The organism is Pseudomonas sp. RW409 (assembly GCF_003184125.1).
GTDB lineage: Bacteria > Pseudomonadota > Gammaproteobacteria > Pseudomonadales > Pseudomonadaceae > Aquipseudomonas > Aquipseudomonas chlororaphis_I.
Genome location: NZ_QHHP01000034.1, coordinates 281,402 through 300,094, shown reverse-complemented (window position 1 = coordinate 300,094; position 18,693 = coordinate 281,402). Strand labels below are relative to the sequence as shown.

Genomic DNA, 18,693 nt, shown 5'->3' with positions numbered 1-18,693 from the left:
CGGCAAACGCCTGTTAAACTCCGCTCGCCCTCCCTCGCTGTGAGTTTGCGCCATGCTCCATGTGCTGTTCAGCGTGTACCTGAAGATGCTGGTGCTCTACAGCCCCTTCTTCGTCCTGTCCTGCTTCATCAGCCTGACTCGTGGCTACTCCAACAAGGAACGTCGGCGCCTGGCGTGGAACGTCGCCCTGGCGACCCTGGCCTCCAGCGTGCTGCTGTACCTGTTCGGACGGGTGATCTTCAGCGTGTTCGGCATCACTGTGGATGCCTTCCGCATCGGCGCGGGCAGCGTGCTGTTCATCTCGGCGCTGGGCATGGCCCAGGGCAAGTCGGCGATCCAGACCGACAACGTGCAGCAGGACGTGACCATCGTGCCGCTGACCATCCCCCTGACCGTCGGCCCCGGCACCATCGGCGCCCTGCTGGTGATGGGCGTCGGCCAGCCGCACTGGGACGACAAACTCACCGCGATTCTCAGCATCGCCCTGGCCAGCTTCACCGTCGGCGTGGTGCTCTACCTGTCCAACCGCATCGAACGGATCCTCGGCGAGCAAGGCTTGCAGATCGTCAGCCGACTGATGGGCCTGTTCGTCTGCGCCCTGGCGGCGCAGATCATCTTTACCGGGGTCAAGGGGTACCTGGGTTAGGGGCAGCGGCAAGCTTCAAGCTTTAAGCGGCAAGAACGAGCAGGCTCACTGGGGACAGTGAGCCTGTGCTGTTTCTGGGGTGGACTTTTTATGCCTGCAGTTGCCACTGCAAGGCATCCAGGGCGTCGCAGCCGTCTTGTAGCAACAGGTGGGCGGCGTTGACGAAATGAATCAGATCCTGATCGCCCACACCTTTGACACTCAGACAATTAAGGCTGTGCATCAAATCGCGCGAGGCCTTGATGCGCTGCACCGCACCGCCATGCAGATCAATTGCAGGCGCGTTGCGGTCAAGATGGAAAATCGGGGTGGGGGTGAGATTGCTTTGTAGGGGGATGAAATCCGTCACGGGTATATCTCCATAGGTTGCTGAAGAACAACCACCCTGAGCGGCTAAACAAAAGGGTGGCAGCTGTACGAGGGTTAGCCGACCGGGTGCAGCCTATGAGAAACCCGGCACACCCGAAGGTGTCCCGCGCACAGCTGCCATAGAAGGTGCCATGCAGCAAAAAGCGCCAGCATGTTAATGGATGGCGCTTAAGCATTCATAGAGATGCTTTCCGACCGGCTAAGATCGGCCGCCGATGCGTCGGCGACCGGGCAACTATGGCTTCGCAAAAAATCAGCGGCAACCGTCAAAGTGTTGCCATTACCTTCCGCAGAACCAGACTTGCCATACCGACCGGGGGCGACCCTATTCCTCCTGTAGCCGCTGCCGAGCCCTAGCGAGGCTGCGATAGGACCGCAGGTCCTCCAGCGGTTTCGAGATCCCTGCGCCCGCTGCGCGGTCGATCGCAGCCTCGCAAGCTCGGCAGCGGCTACAGAGTTTCGCGCCGACCGGCAGGTCGCGCCCGGCTTTGGCTTTGGCTTTGGCTTTGGCTTTGGCTTTTGATCTTGATCCACCCGCCCCATCGGGAGGCCGAGCGGAGGTGTTCATCAGGGGGATGGCGCGCAGCGCCCCTCGACGCAGTCGAGGACATCGTATGGAGGTCGAAGCGAAGCCGACCGGAGTCGATGCCCCCTGATGGACACCGGAGCGAGGGAACCTGAGCGCAGCGAAGGCCGTACGCAGGGGCAAGCGTTTTTGCTTACTTTTTAGGCGTTTGTAAAAAGTGAGTCGCCGTAAGGGCGAAACCGCCAGCCGCCGTTACCGCAGGAACGGATATGTACACCGTCCAAAAAATGCAGCGCCAGCACGGACGCCATCGCGGGCAAGCCTCGCTCCTACAAAAACATGCCCTCGCCATAACGGCGGAACCATACAGCCGCCCGGGAGCAAGGCAGGTCTATGGCTTCTGGCCGTACCACCTCGGCGTATACACCCACTCCCCACCTCCAGCCCTGGGGAATACACAGGTAGTGGAAGACCCCACCAACACCATGGTGCGCATATCCACCTGCTCCGGAGTCAGGGCACCCAGGGTGGTAACCCGCAGAGTCTGCCCCGGACGGCCGATATCCCGCCCCAGCACCACCGGCGTATCCGCGGTGCGGTGCTGACGCACGATCTCCAGCGCGCGCCCCAGCTGCCAAGGACGCGAACGCGAGATCGGGTTGTAGAAGGCCAGCGCCAGGTCGGCCTGGGACGCCAGGTCCAGGCGCTTCTCGATGATTGCCCAGGGCTTGAGATTGTCCGACAGCGACAGCACGCAGAAGTCGTGGCCCAGCGGCGCGCCAGCCTGTGCGGCGGTAGCCAGGGAAGCGGAAACCCCGGGAAGGATTTCCAGCTCAACCTGATGCCAGCTCGGCTCACTGGATTCATGCAGCGCCTCCAGCACCGCCGCGGCCATGGCAAAGACACCCGGATCACCAGAGGACACCACCACCACCGAACGGCCTTGGGCGGCAAGTTCAAAGGCGTGGCGCGCACGCTGCATTTCTTCACGGTTATCGGTGCAGTGCATGACCTGGTCGGCACGGAACGGGCCGGCCATGCGCACATAGGTTTCGTAGCCGAGGATATCGTTGGCCCGCGCCAGTTCGGCTTTCACCGCCGGCACCATCAGCTCAGCGGCGCCAGGGCCCAGGCCAATCACCGCCAGGCGACCACGAGGGCGGCCGATCTGCTGCGGGTCCAGCGGCTGGCTGGCCACGGCAATGGCGATGTCTTCCCCCACGCTCAGCGGCGGCAGCAGTTGCGGCACGGCCTGTTGCGCCAGCTCGGCGACGCTGCTGGCGGCCGGGGCGAAACGCAGGGGCACACCCAGCTCGGCGGCGGCTTCACGCAGGGCCGGACTGGCCATGTCGCCGTCGGCGGCCAGCAGGCAGGCGACGGATTGCACGGCGATCTGCTTCTGGTGCAGGGCATCGCGCAGCGCAGCGGCGCCCGCGATCTTGCCGTTGCAGGCAATCAGCACGCTGCGCGGATAGATCAGCAGTTCGTTGGCGGCCGGCTCGCGCTCGGCCGAGCCGACGCGGATGGTCAGCCGGGCTTGCTGGTCCTGCGGCAACCGGGCCTCGGCCAGCCAGGGCGCGGCGCCTTCGATGCGCACGCTTTCCCCGCCCAGCAGGTCGGAGACGAAACGCTTGCCCAGCTCCAGATCGCCCAGGGCATAGCCGCTAGGTGGGTTGAGCAGGCAGGTGCCGAAGCGCAGCTCGCCGCTGGTGGTGATGGCCGCCGCCACGCCCAGGCCGGCGGCGATTTCCCGGGCCATGACGTTCACCCCGCCCAGGCCACCGAGCAACGGCACCACGGCGCTGCCGTCTTCGGCCACGGCCAGCACCGGCGGCTCCGCGCCCTTCTCCAGCAGCAGCGGCGCCAGGGTCCGGATGACGATGCCCGCGGCGCACAGGGCAATGATCGGCGTGTCCTGCTGGTACAGCTGGCGCAGGGTCGCGCCGAACTCCTGGTACGGGCGGTCGGCGCCTTCGACCCGTTCGGCCAGGCCGTGGATCAGCGCATCCGGGTACAGCTGTTGAAGTTTGCGCGCAGTCGCCAGGCTGCCTTGGCCAAGGATGACGATGGCCGGCGCGGAACGGGCCATCAACCTTGCCACCTTTCACCGGGCACGATGATCAGCGAGAAATACGGCGAAGACATCGGCTGCACTTCATCCAGCGGTACGATCTTCTGGTTGGCCATGGTTGCGCGCTCGACGTACAGCGCGCGCTCGGCCAGGCCCAGTTCTTCGAGCACCTGGCGCACCTTGGGGAAGTTGCGCCCCAGCTTCATCACCACCGCCGCGTCGGCATCGGCCAAACGACGTTTGAGTTCGTCATGGGGCAGCACGCCGGAGAGCACCGACAGGCTCTGGTTGCGATACACCAGCGGCGCGCCCAGCACCGAGGCGCCACCGAGCATCGAGCACACGCCCGGCACCACTTCGGCCTCATAACGCTCGGCCAGGCGGTCGTGCAGGTACATGTAGGAGCCATAGAAGAACGGGTCGCCTTCGCAGATCACCGCCACGTCGCGGCCGGCGTCCAGGTGTTCGGCCAACTGCTCGCTGGCGGTGTCGTAGAAGTCGCTGATCACTTGCTCGTAGGACAGCGGCGCCGGCAGCACTTCGGTGGTCACCGGGTAGACCAGTGGCAACAGGGTCTGTGCGTCCTGCAGGTGCGCTTCGATGATGCCGAAGGCATTGCCCTTTTTACCCTTGGCGACGAAGTACGCCACCACCGGCGACTCGCGCAGCAGGCGCAGGGCCTTGACCGTAATCAGTTCCGGATCACCGGGGCCGACGCCCAGGCCGATCAAACGTCCAGGTTGCTGCATCATTCGATCTCCGTGGCCAGGGCGTTGACGGCGGCGGCGGCCATGGCGCTGCCGCCCAGGCGACCTTGCATGATCACAAAAGGCACGCCGCGGCTGTCGGCGGCGAGCATCGCCTTGGACTCGGCCGCACCGACGAAGCCTACCGGGAAGCCAAGGATCAGCGCCGGTTTCGGCGCGCCGGCGTCGAGCATTTCCAGCAGGTAGAACAACGCGGTCGGGGCGTTGCCGATCACCACCACGCTGCCTTCCAGGTACGGCCGCCACAGTTCCAGGGCCACCGCCGAGCGGGTGTTGCCCAGCTCGCGGGCCAGCTCCGGCACGCGCTCGTCGCGCAGGGTGCAGATCACCTGATTGTTCGCCGGCAGACGGGCACGGGTAATGCCTTCGGCCACCATCCGCGCATCGCAGAGGATCGGCGCCCCGGCGGCCAGCGCGACGCGCCCGGCCTGGCCCGCGCCTTCGGAGAATTGCAGACCGTCGATGGCATCGACCATGCCGCAGGCATGGATCACCCGCACCGCGAGTTTTTCCAGGTCCGCGGGAATGCGATCGAGCCTGGCCTCCTCGCGAATGATCGCGAAGGAGTTGCGATAGATCTCCTGACCGTCGCGGATGTAATCAATCATCAAGGGTGCTCCGTGGGCGGGCATCGAGCAATGCGCCGGCCGCTTCAAGGGAAAGGTTGCGGGCGTGCAGCGTGCCGAAACCCGGCTGCGCGGCATCGCGAAAATAGAGGTCGTAACGATCGGGGGCGACGGCCAGCAAAGTAGCCGGTGCCACATGGGCGGCGGCGCAGGAACGCGAGCAGCCGGACAGGTGTACGTCCAGGCCGTGGTGCTGGAGCAAGGCGGCCAGCTTCACCGCGTCGCCCTTGGTATCGGCCAGGGCCTTGCCGCAGCCGCTGGAACCGGTGCAGGCAATCAGGTGGGCCAGGGGCTGCTCTGGCGAGCAGAGAAAACCCAGCTGTTGCAGGCGGCGCGTGACTTCAGGCGCGTCCTCGGCCCGCAGGTTCGGCAGCAGCAGGCTTTGCCAGGGGGTGAACCTCAGGCTGCCGTCGCCCCATTGCTCGGCCAGCTGCGCCGCGCCGCGCAGTATCGGCGGGTCCAGCCGCCCCAGGGGTGTGACCGCACCGACATAGACCTGGCCCGGTTGCCGCTGTGGATAAGTACCGATATGCAGCGGCTCCGAAGGGGCTACGCGCTGCCAATCGCCCACCCGGATCACCGGCCCCGGCAAGCGCGCGGACACCTGCGCCAGCAGTTCAGCCGCCGAGTGTTCCGCCAACAGCTGGCGCATACGGGTCTGTTCGGGGCGGGCCAGGTCGAGGAACAGCTCCAGCACCGCCACCACCAGGGCCAGCCCATCCTCCAGCGCCACGCTGGCCAGGGGCAGGTCCCCAGGGCAGCCGGCCAGGCCGAAGGCCAGCCAGGGCTCGCCCGCGCCTTCGAACGCCGAGAGCCACAGGTCATGGGGATGCTCCAGCATGGCCAGGGCCTCGCCACCGTCGAGCTGCACGGCAAACTTGGGCGACAACTCATGAAAACGCGGATGGCTCTGCAAGGTGGCGAGAATCTGCGCGGCCAGGGGCCGGGTGTCGATGAGCAGCGTCCGGTCGATCCCGGCCGTGGGGCTGAGCATCAGGTTGCGCACATCATCGCCGGCCGCGGTGGTCGGCCCCAGGCCGGCGGCCAGCAGCTCGGCGATCAGCGCCTGATGCTCGGCGCCAATGCCGCGGATCTGCAGGTTGGCGCGGTTGGTCGCCTCGATCACCCCGCCGGCATAACGCTCGGCCGCATCGGCCACCGCGCGGGCCTGGGCCGCGCTGATCGCCCCGCCGGCCAGCTTGATCCGGCAGATACCGCCGTCCAGCGCCGGGACGATACGCAGCAACCCCGGACAGGCCGAGGGGCGTAAGGCGGTGGACATCGGGCGTTCGTTCAAAGGGGTGACCGGCTGTGTGGGAAAGGCGCTTCGCGGGCGAAGGCGCGGTATTATGCCTGCTTTGTCCGAAGGCATGAAAAGCCTGCCTGTCGGAAGAACAGGTTTTACCCTCGAGGAATAGCGATGTCGCCCTGGCTGACAGTAGTGGGAATCGGTGAAGACGGCTTCAAGGGCCTGGGCAAGAACGCCCGGCGCGCCCTGCTGGGCGCTTCGCGGATCGTCGGCAGCCAGCGGCAACTGGACCTGTTGCCGGTGTGCATCCGTGGCGAGCGGCAACTGTGGCCGAGCCCCTTCTCACTGGAACCGGTGCTGGCCAAGCGCGGCGAGCCGGTGTGCGTGCTGGCCAGCGGCGACCCGATGCTGTTCGGCGTCGGCGCCAGCCTGGCGCGCCAGGTGGCTCAGGAGGAAATGTATGTCCTGCCCGCGCCCTCCTCTTATTCCCTGGCGGCCGCGCGCCTGGGCTGGCCGCTGCAAGAGGTGGTGACGCTCTCGGTGGTCGCCCGCCCCGTGGCGGCCCTCAGCGCCCAGCTGTTCAGCGGCGTGCGCCTGCTGGTCCTGAGCAATGACGGCCTCAGCCCCTCGACCATCGCCGCGCTGTTGCGCGAACGCGGCTTTGGCCCGAGCCGGCTCAGCGTGCTCGAGCACCTGGGCGGCGAGGCCGAGCGACGGACCGACGGCACCGCCAACGACTGGAGCGACCCGGCCATCGCCGACCTCAATCTGGTGGCCATCGAATGCCTGGCCGAGCCCGATACGCTGCGGCTGTCGCGCCTGGCCGGCTTGCCGGACGCGGCCTTCCAGCACGACGGCCAGCTGACCAAGCGCGATGTGCGCGCCATCACCCTGGCTCGCCTGGCCCCTGTCCCGGGCGAACTGCTGTGGGATGTCGGCGCCGGCAGCGGCTCGATCGGCATCGAATGGATGCGCGCGCACCCCAGTTGCCGGGCCCTGGCCATCGAAGCCGACCCAGGCCGCCAGCAACTGATCGAACACAACCGCGACGCCCTCGGCGTGCCCGGCCTGCAACTGATTCGCGGCAGCGCGCCGCAGGCGCTGGATGGCCTGGAAGCCCCGGACGCGATCTTCATCGGCGGCGGCGTGACCCGCCCCGGCGTGCTCGACACCTGCTGGGCCCGGCTCAAGCCCGGTGGCCGGCTGGTGGCCAACGCCGTGACCCTGCAAAGCGAAACGACCCTGATGGCCTGGCGCGAACGGCATGGCGGCGAGCTGACCCGCATCCATGTCGCCCAGGCCCTGCCCCTGGGGGACTTCGACACCTGGCGCCAGGCGCTGCCCATTACCTTGCTCGACCTCGTCAAACCGCTATGAACGCCCTGCCCTCCCCTGTAGGAGCGAGCTTGCTCGCGATAGCGTCTGCCAGACGGACAGAGTTGCCTGGATCGCGAGCAAGCTCGCTCCTACACAAGGCCGCGCAGCATGCGTGAAGAAACGGCGGAACAACCCGCCCCGCTGCGCAGCGGCCTGACCACCGGCAGCTGCGCCACCGCCACCAGCCTGGCGGCGGCGCGCCTGTTGCTCGAAGGCACCAGTAGCGACGCCGTGGAGATCGTCCTGCCCAAGGGCAAGCAGGTGCAGATGCGCCTGGAGTTCTGCCGCCTTACCGACAACGGCGCCGAAGCCGGCACGATCAAGGATGCCGGCGACGACCCCGACGTGACCCACGGCGCCCTGCTCTATTCCCAGGTGCGCCTGAGCCCGGACAGCGGCATTCGCTTCATCGCCGGCCAAGGCGTGGGCACCGTGACCCGCCCCGGCCTGGTGCTGGGTGTGGGCGAGCCGGCGATCAATCCGGTGCCACGCCGGATGATCAGCGAACACCTGACGACGCTGGCCCGGGAACGCGGCTACCAGGGCGGTTTCGAGGTCACGGTCAACGTCGAGGACGGCGAAGCCCTGGCACTGAAAACCATGAACCCGCGCCTGGGTATTCTCGGCGGCCTGTCGATCCTCGGCACCAGCGGCATCGTGCGGCCGTTTTCCTGCGCGGCCTATATCGCCTCGATCCACCAGGGCATCGACGTCGCCAAGACCAACGGCTACCTGCACATCGCCGCCTGTACCGGCAACGCCAGCGAAGACACCATGCGCCGCGTCTACGACCTGCCGGAAATCGCCCTGATCGAAATGGGCGACTTTGTCGGCGCCGTACTCAAGCACCTGCGCAAAGTGCCGGTGGACAAGCTCAGCCTGTGCGGCGGTTTCGGCAAGATCAGCAAGCTCGCGGCCGGGCACATGGACCTGCACAGCCGCCATTCCAGCATCGACCTGCCGCAACTGGCCGAATGGGCCGCGGCGGTCGGCGCCGACCAGGCGCTGCAAGACGCCATCCGTGGCGCCAACACCAGCCAGCAGGCCCTGGCCATGGCCAGCGCCGCCGGCATCGCCCTGGGCGACGCGGTGTGCCAGCACGCCCTTAACTTTGCACGCAGCGTGGTGCCGGCACAGGTCCAGGTCGAAGTCTTCGCCATCGATCGCCAGGGCGGCATCGTTGGCCATGCCGGAGCTTTTCGATGAAACGCATATTGCTGCTGGGTGGCGTGACCGAGGCCCTGGCCATCGCCCGGACCCTGGGGCCGGAGCACATCTATAGCCTGGCGGGTATCGGGCGCGTGCCCGCAGACCTGGACTGCCAGGTGCGGGTCGGCGGCTACGGCGGCGCCGAGGGCCTGGCCCGGTTCATCCGCGAGCAAGGCATCGAGCTGCTGCTGGACGCCACTCACCCCTATGCCGCACAGATCAGCCAGAACGCCGCCACGGCCGCGCAGCTGTGTGGCATCCCCTGCTGGGCCCAGCGCCGACCGGCCTGGCAAGCACAGGCCGGTGACGACTGGCGCGAAGTCCGCGACTGGGCCGAACTGGTCCAGGCACTCCAACCCTTCAAGCGCCCGCTGTTCACCCTGGGCCGCGAGCCCTTGCAGCACCTGCATGAGATCCCCGCCGGGCAGTTCTGGACCCTGCGCGCCCTCGACCCGTACCCCGGTAATGAGCGGTGCGAAGTGATAGGCGCACGCGGCCCCTTCCTGATCGACAGCGAACGCGAACTGTTCGAACGCCGTCGTATCGACGTGCTGATCAGCAAGAACAGCGGCAGCAGCGCCACCGAACCCAAGCTGGAAGTGGCGCGCGAGCGTGGGCTGCCGGTGCTGATCCTGCAGCGGCCGCCGTTGCCAGCGGTCGATCGGGAATTCCATGACCTGGGCGAGTTGCTCCTGGCCCTGCGCTGACCTTCTGGCCGCGCCAAAGCGCGGCCGATACATCGAGTTACCAAGCCATCCGACGTTCCCCGCTGAACGGCAAGGCGCAGCCCCGGCCGCCGTGCCACGGGGCCTTCGCGTATTGAAGACAGTAGAAACACTTGCGGCGTTGGCCACGAACAGGCTTTGCGTCACGATCAAAGGCCTATCCATATAGTAACTTATTTGTTACCCTTAAGGCCGGCGATGATCACAGTCGAGGAATACCAGCAAAAGAACCAGCGCAGCCCCTTCGGTCGCTGGTTCGAAACGCTGGATACCCAGGCAGCCGTCAAGGTTTCCACCGCGCTGCTACGCCTGGAAATGGGCAACACGTCCAACATCAAGTGGTTCGACGGGCTTGGCGAATACCGCATCGATTGGGGTCCGGGCTACAGGATCTACCTGATCCAGGAAGGCCGGCACCTGGTGATCCTGTTTGGCGGTGGCGACAAGTCCAGCCAGCAGGCAGACATCAGGCAGGCAAAAAAACTGATCGCCGAATTCCATCACCGCAAGAAGGCCGAACTGAAAACGAGGTGACACCCATGGCACTGACTCGAAGCTTCAAGCACAGCATTGCCGAACGCGCCGAGCGCGACCCGGCGTTTTCCCAGGCGCTGCTGGACGAGGCTGCTACGCTGTTTCTCAACGGCGAACCGGAGATGTCGCGGATCATTCTGCGCGACCTGATCAACGCCACCGTCGGCTTCGAAGCCCTGGCCCGGGAGACCGCCAAGCCAAGCAAGAGCCTGCATCGCATGCTGTCCGCCAGCGGCAACCCGAGCATGGACAACCTGGCCGCGATCTTTGCCGCCATCCGCGCCAAGCTCGGCGTTGCCATCGAGGTCCGCGCGGTACCGGCTCACTGAGCAACGGTGGCGCTGCGACACCACACCGCACGGCGCCTTTTTACTTATCCACAGCGATCAGGCTAAATACCCCCCCTGTTCGCTCAACCTGACGGATCGTCACCATGTCCCGACAACGGCTCGCATTTGCCTGGATCGCCTGCTTCGCAGTGCTGTTCAACATGCTTGCCATGCCGCTTTCGGGAGCCATGCAGCAGACCGATCGAGCACCTGCCGAACAGCTGTTGTGGGGCAGCTTCTGTTCCTCCAGCGGCACCAAGCTGGTGGCGATATCCCTGGGCAAGCTGGAGCAGCAAGCCCCGCAGAACGACGATCACTCCACCATGCAGCACTGCTGGTGCTGTTCCGGCTCGGCGCCCCTGGTTGCCCTGCCAGGCCATGCGCCGCAGTTGTATTTCGCCCGTTTCGAGTCCAACCGCAGCGTCGCGCCACCCGCGCTGGTCATGCCCACGCCGCGCCAGCAATGGCCGAGCCTCAATCCCCGCGCCTCACCTCTGGCCTGATTCCACCTCGCAATTGATCTGCGTGTCGAATCGTTCTGGAGAACTGTCATGTTGAAATCCGTACAGGCCTTGCAAGCTCTGCTGCTGGCCGCCCTGCTGTTGCCCGCTGGTTTTGTCGCCGCCCATGAATACAAGGCCGGCGAGTTGCAGATTGCCCACCCCTGGTCGCAGGAGCTGCCGCCCAATGCTCCGACGGTGGCGGCCTATTTCGTCATACACAACACCGGCAAGAATGCCGACCGCCTGCTTGGCGTCGACTCGCCGATCGCGGGCAAGGCCGAGCTGCATGAACACGTGCAGCAGGGCGACCTGATGAAGATGCAGCAGGTGCCCAACGTGGCGATTGCCCCGGGCGATACCGTCACCTTCGCGCCCATGGCCTATCACGTGATGCTGCTGGAGCTCAAAGACCGCAGCCTGCTCGGCGACGGCAAGCGCTTCCCGCTGACCCTGCACTTCGAGAAATCCGGCGACGTCACGGTCGAGGTGGCGGTGCAGAAGCAGGCGCCCGCGGGCACCCAGGAACACATGCACGCCCAATAAGCGCCGGCCGTCATTACCGTGAACTCCCCGCGCTCGCCTGGCACCCGGCGATCCGTGCGCACGCCCCTGAAAGTACGGCGCGCCAGCTGGATCAGCCTGTTCGCCATGCTGATGATCTTTATCGGCCCGCTGATTTCCCAGTCGATGCCGATGGATCAGGCCATGCCGATGAACCTGTCCATGTCGATGGACATGGGCGAGCCCGGCTGCCACGGTGAAACCCCGCACGGCACAGAGCACGGCAAGGTCCAGGGCGAACACCATGCACTCTGGGAAAAGTGCGGTTATTGCAGCCTGCTGTTCAACTGCCCGGCATTGCCTGGCAGCCTGTCGTTCACGGCGCTCGACAGTTCGCCGTCCAGCCACTTCCTCACCCCCTCGCCGCGCCTGGGCCATGCCCGGCAGACGGTGTTCCCCGGTGCCCGGACCCGCGCCCCGCCAGTCATTGCGTAAACCCCTCAACCGCACTTCACCCGGCCGACTGTAGAAAAGACAGCCGCAGGCTGCTGGCCGTGTTGTTTACGAAATGATTGATGGAACCTTTATGTCCAGGTTTTCTGCTGACACTCGCCTGTGCTCTGCCCAGGCCTGCGCTACCTTTGCCCTGAACGAACCTCGCGTACGTTTCAGCCATGCCATCGCCGTCCTGTGCGGCGCCCTGCTCACGCCACTGGCCCTGGCGGCCGAACAGCCGGTGGATCACAGCCTGCACGGCGAAGAACTGAGCCCGACGGTGATCACCGCCATCGCCCCCAGCTCGCCGCTGACCGTGGTCACCAACCCCAAGGATCCGCGCCAACCGGTCCCGGCCAGCGATGGCGGCGACTACCTGAAAACCATCCCCGGCTTCGCCCTGGTGCGCAACGGCGGTACCAACGGCGACCCGGTGCTGCGCGGCATGTTCGGCTCGCGCCTGAACATCCTCACCAACGGCAGCATGATGCTCGGCGCCTGCCCTGGCCGCATGGACGCGCCGACCTCCTATATCTCGCCGGAAACCTACGACAAGCTGACGGTGATCAAGGGCCCGCAAACCGTGCTCTGGGGTCCGGGCGCTTCGGCCGGGACCATCCTCTTCGACCGCGAGCCGGAAAACTTTGGCGAGCTGGGTACCCGGGTCAACGCCAGCGTCCTGGCCGGCTCCAACGGCCGCTTCGACAAGGTGGTGGATGCCGCCGCCGGCGGGCCGCTGGGCTACGTGCGGGTGATTGGCAACCAGGCCCATTCCGACGACTACAAGGACGGCAACAACGACACCGTGCCGTCGCGCTACGAGAAGTGGAACGGTGACGTCGCCGTCGGCTGGACCCCGGACGCCGACACCCTGCTGGAATTCACCGCCGGCAAGGGCGACGGCGAAGCGCGTTACGCCGGGCGCGGCATGGACGGTTCGCAGTTCAAGCGTGAAAGCCTGGGGCTGCGTTTCGAGCGCTCCAATATCGGCGAGGTACTGGATAAGGTCGAGGCGCAGGTCTACTACAACTATGCCGACCATGTGATGGACAACTACACCCTGCGCACGCCGTCCGGCACCGGGATGATGGCCGGCCCGATGGCCAGCAACGTCGACCGCCGCACCCTCGGCGCGCGGATCAAGGCCACCTGGCGCTGGGCCGACGTGCAGTTGATCAGCGGTATCGATGCGCAGACCAACGAACACCGCCAGCGCAGCGCCATGGGCATCGACACCTACAAGGACCAGCCCCGCACCAAGGACGCCGACTTCCACAACTACGGCGCGTTCGGCGAGCTGACCTGGTACGCCGCCGACCGCGACCGGCTGATCAGCGGCGCCCGGGTGGACCGCGCCTCGGCCAAGGATTACCGCCAGCGCATCGGTTCAGGAATGATGAGCCGGCCCAACCCGACCGCTGGCGATACCCGCGCCGACACCCTGCCCAGCGGTTTCATCCGCTACGAGCATGACCTGGCCGACAGCCCGACCACGGTCTACGCCGGCCTCGGCCACGCGCAACGCTTCCCGGATTACTGGGAGCTGTTCTCGCCGAAAATGGGCCCGGCCGGATCGCTCAACGCCTTCGATTCGATCAAGCCGGAAAAGACCACCCAGCTCGACTTCGGCCTGCAATACAAGACCGCCGAACTGGAAGCCTGGGCCTCCGGCTACATCGGCCAGGTGCGCGACTACATCCTGTTCAACTACCGCCCGGGAATGATGGGCATGACCTCGCAAGCCGAGAACATCGACGCCCGCATCATGGGCGGCGAACTCGGCGCGGCCTACAAGCTGACCGACAACTGGAAGGCCGACGCCACCCTGGCCTATGCCTGGGGCAAGAACAGCAGTGACGGCACGCCATTGCCGCAGATGCCGCCGCTGGACGCGCGTTTCGGCCTGACCTACAGCGAGGACAACTGGAGTGCCGGCGCCCTGTGGCGGGTGGTGGCGGCGCAGAACCGCATCGACGAAAACAAGGGCAACGTGGTCGGCAAGGACTTCGGCAAGAGCGGCGGCTTCGGCGTGTTCTCGCTCAACGGCGCCTATCGGATCAACAAGAACCTGAAGGTCAGCACCGGCGTCGACAACCTGTTCGGCAAGGCTTACGCCGAGCACCTGAACCTGGCCGGCAACGCCGGGTTCGGCTACCCGGCCAATGACCCGCAAGCCATCAACGAACCGGGGCGCACGCTCTGGACCAAGGTGGACCTGAGCTTCTAAACACAACAAGAAATGGAGCCGCTGCCGACAGGCTGCGATAAGGCCGAAGGCCTTCAGCGATCTTGAATACGCTGCGGCCGTTGGGGCCGATCGCAGCCTTCGACAGCGGCTACAGAGACAATTGCCCATGCGGAGCATTCCCTGATGAGCCAACCCAAAGTGTCGTTCTACAACCTGGCCTGGCGCTGGCATTTCTACGCCGGGCTGTTCGTAGCCCCTTTCATGGTGATGCTGTCCCTGACCGGGATCATCTACCTGTTCAAACCCCAGCTCGACCAACTGATGTATAGCCACCTGCTGCAGGTGCCGGCGGGGCACCACATCCTCAGCGCCGATGCGCAGCTCCAGCGGGTCCAGGCCGCGTATCCCCAGGGCCACGTCAAACAGTACCTGCCGCCGCTCGAAGCCGGGCGCAGCGCGCAGTTCGTGGTGCAGAAGGAAGGCGGTGAACTCAATGTGTTCGTCGACCCTTACCACGGCACTATCCTTGGCGAGCAGGACGCCAAGAACAATCTGCAAGCCATCGCCCGGGCCATTCATGGCGAGCTGATGATCGGCACCCTCGGCGACCGCCTGGTAGAGCTGGCGGCAGGCTGGGGCATCGTCCTGGTGGTGTCCGGGCTGTACCTGTGGTGGCCGCGCGGCAAGTCGTCGGCCGGGGTGTTGTGGCCACGCCTGGGCAGCCGCGGCCGCGTGCTGTGGCGCGACCTGCATGCGGTGGTCGGCTTCTGGGGCGCGGCGTTCCTGCTGCTGATGCTGCTCAGCGGCATGACCTGGACCGGCTTCTGGGGCAAGCAATACGCCGAGCTGTGGAACCGCTTTCCGGCGGCGATGTGGAATGACGTGCCCAAGTCCGACCAGCAGGCTGGCGAACTCAACACCGCCAGCCGCCAGACCGTGCCCTGGGCCATGGAGAACACGCCGATGCCGATGTCCGGCGACCATGCCGAGCACATGGCCCACGGCGCCGCGCACGAAGGCCCGGCGGCGCCCGTGATCAGCCTGCAGCAGGTGCAGGACATCGCCACCCAGCGCCAGGTCGAAGCCGGTTACAGCATCACCTTGCCGACCACCGCCAGCGGCGTATTCACCATTGCCGTGTTCGCCGACGACCCGCGCAACGACGCCACCCTGCATGTCGACCAATACACCGGCAAGGTCCTGGCCGATGTGCGCTGGCAGCAGTACAGCAACGTCGCCCGCGCCACCGAAGTCGGGGTGATGCTGCACGAAGGCAAGATGTTCGGCCCGTTCAACCAGATCGTGGTGCTGCTGATCTGCCTGATGATCCTGCTGAGCGCCGTCAGTGGCCTGGTGATCTGGTGGAAGCGCCGCCCCCAGGGACGCCTTGGCGTACCGCCGCTGCGCCACGACCTGCCGAAATGGAAAACCGCGATGGCGATCATGTTGGCGCTGGCCGTGGCCTTTCCTCTGGTCGGGGCCTCGCTGGTGGCCGTGTGGCTGCTGGATCGCTTGCTGTTGTCGCGCTGGAACCGCTCGGCTGAATCGGCCTCATCTTCATCATGAATCAGGCGAGATGCGCGGTTTAGAGGGATCTGTAGACTGCTGTCGCTTCAATTTCCGACACGCATAATGTTACTTTATAACACTTTCGTGTAAGATCCCTACCCGCAGCGCCAAGGCTGCGGGTATTCCTTTCGAAGAAGCGATTCAACCGCCCCAATGAACTGCCCCTCAATAAATAAGTACCTTGCGTCCAGCCTCTGCCTGCTGGCCCTGAATCAGCCCGCCCAGGCCGACGACGCACCGCTGACGCTGCCCACCGGCACCATCAGCGCGCCCGCCATCGACGCCCAGGACATCAGCCTGCAAACCCCGACCACCGCCGGCTCGCGCCTGGGCCTGAGCGCCCTGGAAACCCCGGCCAGCACCGAGAGCCTGAGCGGCGAGCGCACTCGCCAGCGTGGCGACCGCAGCGTGCAGGACGCGGTGTCGCGCGGCACCGGGATCAGCCGTACCGGCACACCCGGCGACGGCGGCACTTCGTTGTCGGCCCGTGGTTTTACCGGCCAGGGTTCGGTGATGCAGTTGTATGACGGCAATCGCCTGTACAGCGGCATGGGCACCGTGACCTTCCCGGTGGACACCTGGTCGGTGGAACGGGTGGATGTGCTGCGCGGCCCGGCCTCGGTGCTGTATGGCGAAGGCGCCACCGGCGCGGTGGTCAACGTGATTCCGAAGAAACCCTTCGCCGGCGAAATCGAAAACCACCTGCGCCTCGGCTACGGCTCCTACGACAGCCAGCAGCAGGCCCTCGACAGCGGCGGCTCGCTGAGCGACACCCTGAGCTATCGCCTGAACCTCAACCGCCTACGCAGCAACGGCTGGATCGATCGCGGCGACAGCGCCAGCGACTTCATCAGCGCGGCGCTGCGCTGGCAGGCCACGGACGACCTGGCCTTCACCCTCGCCCACGACTACGGCGACCAGCAGCCGATGAATTATTTCGGCACCCCGCTGGTCAATGGCCGCTTCCATGAGGGCCTGCGGGACAAGAACTACAACATCGGCAACGACAAGCAGCACTACAACGATCAGTGGACGCGCCTGACCAGCGAGTGGCAGCTCTCCGACAGCGTCAGCGCCAGCAACGAGCTGTATTACCTCAAGGCCCAACGGCGCTGGCAGAACGCCGAAAACTACAACTGGGACACCGCCGGCCAGCAGCTTCTGCGCAGCGGCAACTTCGCCATCAAGCACCAGCAGGAGCAGGTCGGCGATCGCCAGACCTTCACCTTCAAGCACAGCCTGTTCGGCCTCGACAGCCAGACCCTGGCCGGGGTCGATTACAACCGCATCCGCTTCCAGCTCAACAGCAACTCGCCGTTCAACGATGCGCTGCCGGATGGCCAGCCGCTGGATCTGCAACACCCGGACAAGGGCCGTTTCGACAGCGCCTCGGCCTATCGCCCGCAGTTCCAGAGCACCACCAAACAGATGTCGGCCTTCGCCGAAAACCGTACCCAACTGAGCGAGCGCTGGTCGCTGGTGACCGGCGTGCGCCGCGACTACGTGCAGGTGGATCGCGACAACCTGGTGGACGGCAGCCAGAGCGACAAGACCCTGACCGGCAACAACTGGAAGGTCGGCCTGGTGTTCGCCCTGACGCCGGACACTTCGTTCTACGGCCAGTACGCCACCAGTACCGACGGCGTCGGCGGCCTGATTTCCCTGAGCCCGAGCCAGCAGCAATACGACCTGGCCCGCGCCCGGCAGAGCGAGATCGGCCTCAAGCAGATGTTCTGGGACCAGCGCGGCGAGTGGACCCTGGCGGCCTATCACATCGTCAAGAAGAAGCTGCTGACCGACGACCCGGGCAACCCGACACTCAAGCAACAGGTCGGCCAGCAGTCGTCACGCGGCCTGGAAGCCAGCCTCGACCTGCAACTGCCGCACGCCTGGCAGCTGCAAGCCAACGCCGCCATCGTCAAGGCCCAGTACGACGACTTCGAAGAGCAGGTCGGCAACCGGTTCGTCTCGCGCAGTGGCAATCGCCCGGTGGACGTGCCGCGGCGCACCGCCAACCTGTGGCTGAACAAGGCGGTGACCGATAACCTGCGAGCCGGCGCCGGGGTGCGTTATGTCGATGCCCGTTATGCCGACCTGGCCAACCGCAACGAACTGCCCAGCTACACCGTGGTCGATGCGGTGCTGTCGTGGAAAGCCCTGCGCAACACCACCTTCGGTTTGCAGCTGAACAATCTGTTCGACCGGCAGTACGCGCAAAGCCAATACAATGAGGGCCAGCAATGGATCCTCGGCGAACCGCGGTCGTTTTTCGTGACCGCCGATTATCAGTTTTGAGCCGATGGCCCCATCGCGGGCAAGCCTCGCTCCTACAGAGCGGGCGGTGATCCGACTTGCCCGCGACGACGCCTGTCGCATCACCCCGTATTCAAGAGCAACCGCATGACCTCGCTGAACCTCACCAACCTGGCCTGGACGCCCCTGGGCCAGGGCCACTGTCATCACCAGTTCCAGCTGCGTGAGGCCAGCCTGCGCGTGGCGCCGGGGGAGTTCGTCGGGCTGATCGGCCCCAACGGCAGCGGCAAGACCAGCCTGCTGCGTTGCAGCTATCGCTTCAGCCGGCCGGACCAGGGCGAAGTCCGGCTCGATCACTACAACGTCTGGAAACAGACACCGCGCTGGTGCGCGCAACGCATCGCCGTGGTGTTGCAGGAGTTTCCCGAGGCCTTCGGCCTGACCGTCGCAGAAGTGGTCGCCATGGGCCGCACGCCGCACAAGGGCCTGTTCGACGGCGACAGCGCCGCAGACCGCGCCATCGCCCGCCAGGCGCTGGAGTCGGTGGGCCTGCTGGGTTTCGAGGCGCATGCCTTCGCTACCTTGTCCGGCGGCGAAAAGCAGCGCGTCATCCTGGCCCGCGCCCTGGCCCAGCAACCGCAACTGCTGATCCTCGACGAGCCGACCAACCACCTCGACCCACGCTACCAGCTGGAGCTGCTGCAACGGGTCAAGCGCCTGGGCATCGGCACCCTCGCCAGCATCCATGACCTGAAC

Annotated in this window: 17 protein-coding genes and 1 pseudogene; 13 read left to right on the top strand and 5 right to left on the bottom strand. The window is 65.9% G+C overall.

From position 1 onward, the window contains the following. The first annotated feature begins 52 nt into the window (after positions 1-52). On the top strand, positions 53-646 hold the full coding sequence (locus DK261_RS17605; RefSeq protein WP_009046767.1) for a MarC family protein: 594 nt from the start codon (positions 53-55) through the stop codon (positions 644-646). Positions 647-734: 88 nt separating this feature from the next. On the opposite strand, the gene DK261_RS17600 is transcribed toward DK261_RS17605, so the two are convergent. The 5 genes from DK261_RS17600 to cobG all read right to left on the bottom strand — a co-directional run bounded on the left by DK261_RS17600 (position 735) and on the right by cobG (position 6,287). Beyond that, positions 735-995, bottom strand: a complete 261-nt coding sequence (locus tag DK261_RS17600; protein ID WP_028681593.1) for a hypothetical protein — start codon at positions 993-995, stop codon at positions 735-737. Positions 996-1,932: 937 nt separating this feature from the next. Then, positions 1,933-3,630 carry a precorrin-3B C(17)-methyltransferase gene (gene cobJ, locus DK261_RS17590; RefSeq protein WP_110176072.1) on the bottom strand — a complete coding sequence of 566 codons (1,698 nt, stop codon included), beginning with the start codon at positions 3,628-3,630 and terminating at the stop codon, positions 1,933-1,935. Next, on the bottom strand, positions 3,630-4,361 hold the full coding sequence (locus tag DK261_RS17585; RefSeq protein WP_009046765.1) for a precorrin-2 C(20)-methyltransferase: 732 nt from the start codon (positions 4,359-4,361) through the stop codon (positions 3,630-3,632). Before DK261_RS17585 ends, cobJ begins: the two co-directional genes overlap by 1 nt. Further along, complete coding sequence (locus DK261_RS17580; protein WP_028683701.1) at positions 4,361-4,987, bottom strand: precorrin-8X methylmutase; 627 nt, start codon at positions 4,985-4,987, stop codon at positions 4,361-4,363. Before DK261_RS17580 ends, DK261_RS17585 begins: the two co-directional genes overlap by 1 nt. Further along, entirely contained in the window at positions 4,980-6,287 is a 1,308-nt protein-coding gene (gene cobG, locus DK261_RS17575) for a precorrin-3B synthase (protein WP_037006053.1), read from the bottom strand. The genes DK261_RS17580 and cobG overlap by 8 nt, the downstream gene beginning before the upstream one ends. Before the next feature lie 138 nt (positions 6,288-6,425). Here cobG and DK261_RS17570 point away from each other — a divergent pair, with 138 nt between their 5' ends. The 12 genes and pseudogenes from DK261_RS17570 to DK261_RS17515 all read left to right on the top strand — a co-directional run. After that, complete coding sequence (locus DK261_RS17570; protein ID WP_028683703.1) at positions 6,426-7,631, top strand: bifunctional cobalt-precorrin-7 (C(5))-methyltransferase/cobalt-precorrin-6B (C(15))-methyltransferase; 1,206 nt, start codon at positions 6,426-6,428, stop codon at positions 7,629-7,631. Between the two features lie 108 nt (positions 7,632-7,739). Then, on the top strand, positions 7,740-8,837 hold the full coding sequence (locus tag DK261_RS17565) for a cobalt-precorrin-5B (C(1))-methyltransferase (protein WP_016703764.1): 1,098 nt from the start codon (positions 7,740-7,742) through the stop codon (positions 8,835-8,837). Beyond that, the gene (locus tag DK261_RS17560) at positions 8,834-9,547 is read left to right on the top strand and encodes a cobalt-precorrin-6A reductase (RefSeq protein ID WP_028683704.1); all 714 of its coding nucleotides are present in this window, start codon (positions 8,834-8,836) and stop codon (positions 9,545-9,547) included. Before DK261_RS17565 ends, DK261_RS17560 begins: the two co-directional genes overlap by 4 nt. 216 nt (positions 9,548-9,763) lie before the next feature. Further along, positions 9,764-10,099 (top strand): type II toxin-antitoxin system RelE/ParE family toxin, encoded by a 336-nt coding sequence (locus tag DK261_RS17555; RefSeq protein ID WP_028683705.1) that lies wholly within the window; start codon positions 9,764-9,766, stop codon positions 10,097-10,099. A gap of 5 nt (positions 10,100-10,104) precedes the next feature. Beyond that, on the top strand, positions 10,105-10,428 hold the full coding sequence (locus DK261_RS17550) for a DNA-binding protein (protein ID WP_009046758.1): 324 nt from the start codon (positions 10,105-10,107) through the stop codon (positions 10,426-10,428). Positions 10,429-10,532: 104 nt separating this feature from the next. Continuing rightward, complete coding sequence (locus DK261_RS17545; protein WP_028683706.1) at positions 10,533-10,931, top strand: DUF2946 domain-containing protein; 399 nt, start codon at positions 10,533-10,535, stop codon at positions 10,929-10,931. 48 nt (positions 10,932-10,979) lie between these two features. Then, entirely contained in the window at positions 10,980-11,474 is a 495-nt protein-coding gene (locus tag DK261_RS17540) for a copper chaperone PCu(A)C (protein WP_016703762.1), read from the top strand. Positions 11,475-11,579: 105 nt separating this feature from the next. Continuing rightward, positions 11,580-11,927 carry a DUF2946 domain-containing protein gene (locus DK261_RS17535; protein ID WP_232788626.1) on the top strand — a complete coding sequence of 116 codons (348 nt, stop codon included), beginning with the start codon at positions 11,580-11,582 and terminating at the stop codon, positions 11,925-11,927. Positions 11,928-12,018: 91 nt separating this feature from the next. Continuing rightward, complete coding sequence (locus DK261_RS17530; protein WP_110176070.1) at positions 12,019-14,154, top strand: TonB-dependent copper receptor; 2,136 nt, start codon at positions 12,019-12,021, stop codon at positions 14,152-14,154. Between the two features lie 144 nt (positions 14,155-14,298). Then, positions 14,299-15,681, top strand: a complete 1,383-nt coding sequence (locus tag DK261_RS17525; protein ID WP_110176069.1) for a PepSY domain-containing protein — start codon at positions 14,299-14,301, stop codon at positions 15,679-15,681. Between the two features lie 171 nt (positions 15,682-15,852). Continuing rightward, positions 15,853-17,979 (top strand): TonB-dependent siderophore receptor, encoded by a 2,127-nt coding sequence (locus DK261_RS17520; protein ID WP_110176105.1) that lies wholly within the window; start codon positions 15,853-15,855, stop codon positions 17,977-17,979. A 105-nt stretch (positions 17,980-18,084) separates the two neighbouring features. Beyond that, positions 18,085-18,625, top strand: a pseudogene (locus tag DK261_RS17515) (ABC transporter ATP-binding protein); the annotation flags it as partial. Positions 18,626-18,693: the final 68 nt, after the last annotated feature.

Bases quoted from the DNA above. Each gene is read 5' to 3' on its own strand.
- DK261_RS17535 (WP_232788626.1), top strand. From the start codon at position 11,580: ATGCTGATGATCTTTATCGGCCCGCTGATTTCCCAGTCGATGCCGATG.
- DK261_RS17545 (WP_028683706.1), top strand. From the start codon at position 10,533: ATGTCCCGACAACGGCTCGCATTTGCCTGGATCGCCTGCTTCGCAGTG.
- DK261_RS17580 (WP_028683701.1), bottom strand. From the start codon at position 4,987: ATGATTGATTACATCCGCGACGGTCAGGAGATCTATCGCAACTCCTTC.
- DK261_RS17555 (WP_028683705.1), top strand. From the start codon at position 9,764: ATGATCACAGTCGAGGAATACCAGCAAAAGAACCAGCGCAGCCCCTTC.
- DK261_RS17605 (WP_009046767.1), top strand. From the start codon at position 53: ATGCTCCATGTGCTGTTCAGCGTGTACCTGAAGATGCTGGTGCTCTAC.
- DK261_RS17570 (WP_028683703.1), top strand. From the start codon at position 6,426: ATGTCGCCCTGGCTGACAGTAGTGGGAATCGGTGAAGACGGCTTCAAG.
- DK261_RS17540 (WP_016703762.1), top strand. From the start codon at position 10,980: ATGTTGAAATCCGTACAGGCCTTGCAAGCTCTGCTGCTGGCCGCCCTG.
- DK261_RS17565 (WP_016703764.1), top strand. From the start codon at position 7,740: ATGCGTGAAGAAACGGCGGAACAACCCGCCCCGCTGCGCAGCGGCCTG.
- cobJ (WP_110176072.1), bottom strand. From the start codon at position 3,630: ATGGCCCGTTCCGCGCCGGCCATCGTCATCCTTGGCCAAGGCAGCCTG.
- DK261_RS17560 (WP_028683704.1), top strand. From the start codon at position 8,834: ATGAAACGCATATTGCTGCTGGGTGGCGTGACCGAGGCCCTGGCCATC.
- DK261_RS17525 (WP_110176069.1), top strand. From the start codon at position 14,299: ATGAGCCAACCCAAAGTGTCGTTCTACAACCTGGCCTGGCGCTGGCAT.
- DK261_RS17550 (WP_009046758.1), top strand. From the start codon at position 10,105: ATGGCACTGACTCGAAGCTTCAAGCACAGCATTGCCGAACGCGCCGAG.
- DK261_RS17585 (WP_009046765.1), bottom strand. From the start codon at position 4,361: ATGCAGCAACCTGGACGTTTGATCGGCCTGGGCGTCGGCCCCGGTGAT.
- cobG (WP_037006053.1), bottom strand. From the start codon at position 6,287: ATGTCCACCGCCTTACGCCCCTCGGCCTGTCCGGGGTTGCTGCGTATC.
- DK261_RS17530 (WP_110176070.1), top strand. From the start codon at position 12,019: ATGTCCAGGTTTTCTGCTGACACTCGCCTGTGCTCTGCCCAGGCCTGC.